General features: G+C 59.6%; 2 protein-coding genes and 1 pseudogene. All 3 read right to left on the bottom strand.

Going from position 1 to position 2,157, the window contains the following annotated elements:
- Positions 1-640: 640 nt before the first annotated feature.
- Positions 641-793 (bottom strand): annotated as a pseudogene (locus NKI24_RS35655) (transposase); the annotation flags it as partial.
- A complete protein-coding gene (locus tag NKI24_RS35650; protein WP_352450356.1) occupies positions 742-1,005 on the bottom strand; it encodes a DUF1612 domain-containing protein in 264 nt (87 codons plus the stop codon). The pseudogene NKI24_RS35655 and the gene NKI24_RS35650, both read right to left, overlap by 52 nt.
- A gap of 186 nt (positions 1,006-1,191) precedes the next feature.
- Positions 1,192-1,380, bottom strand: a complete 189-nt coding sequence (locus NKI24_RS35645; RefSeq protein WP_352450355.1) for a hypothetical protein — start codon at positions 1,378-1,380, stop codon at positions 1,192-1,194.
- Positions 1,381-2,157 lie beyond the last annotated feature (777 nt).

The following is a 2,157-nucleotide window of genomic DNA, read 5'->3' as shown; positions in this document are numbered from 1 at the left end:
TAAACCGCTTTCTCTTCATCAGTCCGTCCTTCAATCGAGGCCGGACTCTAATCTCAGATGGAGGAAATTACCCGTGGCAGGTCAACGGCGGCCCCAGCCAGATCCCGCCTGCCGAGTTCCACGCCATCCTCGAGACCTTCGACCGGCAGTGGCTGGGCCAGCCGGCTTAAAAAACTTTTCCCATCCTGCCAAGCCGGTGAGGAGTGAAGCGGTCATTGCCCTGAGATCATGCCGACGCCGGCTCACCCATCAGGCGGGCATACCGCCTCGGGCTGGTCATATGAGCTGTTTGCCAAGGTGATGAGACCAGTTCGGTCGCGGACCATGACCACGCCACGATTTGACCTGATCAGGCCGCGGTGCGGCCCTTGGTCAACTTTATGCTGTGGTGCGGCTTTACGGCAATCTGTTTCAGCCGTCATTGAAGCATCGCTGCCACTCTCCTCAAATGGGGCCAAGGCCGGCCCTGATCTCGGCGACCGACTGGAGCTGCCGCCCGTCCTCGAAATTGGCGGGATCCATCAGCGCAGTGCCTGATCTTGCGGGGCATGGGTCAGAACGCGCCACAATTCTTCCAAGACCCGCGAGATCGCCACGATCCTATGACGAACCAGACCTACCCTTGGGGCTGGGACTACCAGCGCACCGGCAGCAGGAAGGCCGGACGTGACGATATCCACCGGCTTCCGTCCGGCGAGATGCCACCGCCCGGCACGATCATGTGCACGTGCGGATGGTGTGTTATCGCCGAGCCCCAGGTATGGAGCACTGCGGTGATGCCGATGCGCCCCCCCGTCGCCGCTCGCGCGGAATGTTTTTGGCGCCGAGATGCAGGCAGGCGAGATGGTTGGCGGCAAGGCCCTCCCGCCGCAGCAGCGCGGCCTCCAGCAGCGGCCCGAGCCAGGCGGCATGCTGCAGCACCTCGATTTCGGACCAGGCCTCGAGGAGGATCGCGCCGCGCAGGACGACCGGCAGGTCTCGCGTTCGGCGATGACGGCCTGCCATTCGGCCAGCCGTTCTTCTTCATTCCAGTCGAGATCGTAGATCAGGTCCGGCCGGTCGTCCGAACGCTGTGCCCTCGCCGGCACGTCGGCGCCACTCAGGAGCTTTGACGAGCGCGCCAGGACAGCATCGATCTCGGCAAACTCTTCAGCCAGAAAGTGGTCCTCAGCATCATCCCGACCATCGGCTTCAACCGAGCCGGTTGCAGGCCCCTGAATTGGCTAGCCCAAAATGCGAATCCAGAATTGCATTGGCCTCAATCGCCAGCCGCTTTAGCCGCGGGGCATAAAGTTGTGTCGGCAATTCATTGATAGTGATCTTTCCGAAAATCTTGCCAATATCAGTCGTGATGCCAGCCAACTCGTTTTCTGCGGACATCCATTCCCCCGATAGAAGGTTTCGTGCTTTAGTCGATACTCGCCTAAACGTGTCCTTTCTGCAACTCAGATACTACATTTAGCGCTCGCCCTGAATTTTGACGCACTCCGTTCCTATATAGCGTGACAGAAGACCTTCGCCGCGTTGGCGATGATGAAGACCGGCCTTGCCGGAACCGCGCAGCGAGCGCCCTTCCCGAAGACGCCATATGACCACATCTCGTACGGTCATTGTTGAAGACGGCAGCGTCAAAGTTCGCCGCATCAGTTACAACGAGTTCTGGAAAATCAGGCCGGACTTGAGGCCAGCGAATGATAACGTCAGGTCGGCTCGCCGTGTTCTGCATCGCTCGTTGTCGATGGGTGGCGATCATAATCGACGGGCGGTGACAACATAACTTCGGCCTCAGCTCTGCCGAATTCCCTGCCGATTTGGAATGCCGCCGAAAGCTGTCTCATGAACGGAGGGCGGCACGTATTTTGGAGGCATCGTTGGGTCTTCCCGCTTTCATTTAGTCGACAATAGCTGGTCCGCTTGGAACGGCAGTCCGTCACCGTTTAAAAGCCACCCGTCGAGGCGGCCTTTTCATTAGGTGTCAAGCGAAGTGAGGATTTGACCCCCAGGGCGAACTGAAGATTTGACCCCCTCATTGTTTTGCGGTTTCGTTGGTGCTGAGCGTGGGGGGGGGGGGGGGGGAAATGTGGGCGGCGCCGCTTTTGTGGGGGTGTTGTTAATAAAAAAAGAGACCCCCCCGCCCGGAGGGGTGTTGGTGGTGGG

Origin of the sequence: Mesorhizobium sp. M0701 (assembly GCF_040320365.1) — a bacterium.
In the GTDB taxonomy this organism is placed as follows: domain Bacteria; phylum Pseudomonadota; class Alphaproteobacteria; order Rhizobiales; family Rhizobiaceae; genus Mesorhizobium.
This window is presented reverse-complemented; position numbering and strand designations above follow the sequence as displayed.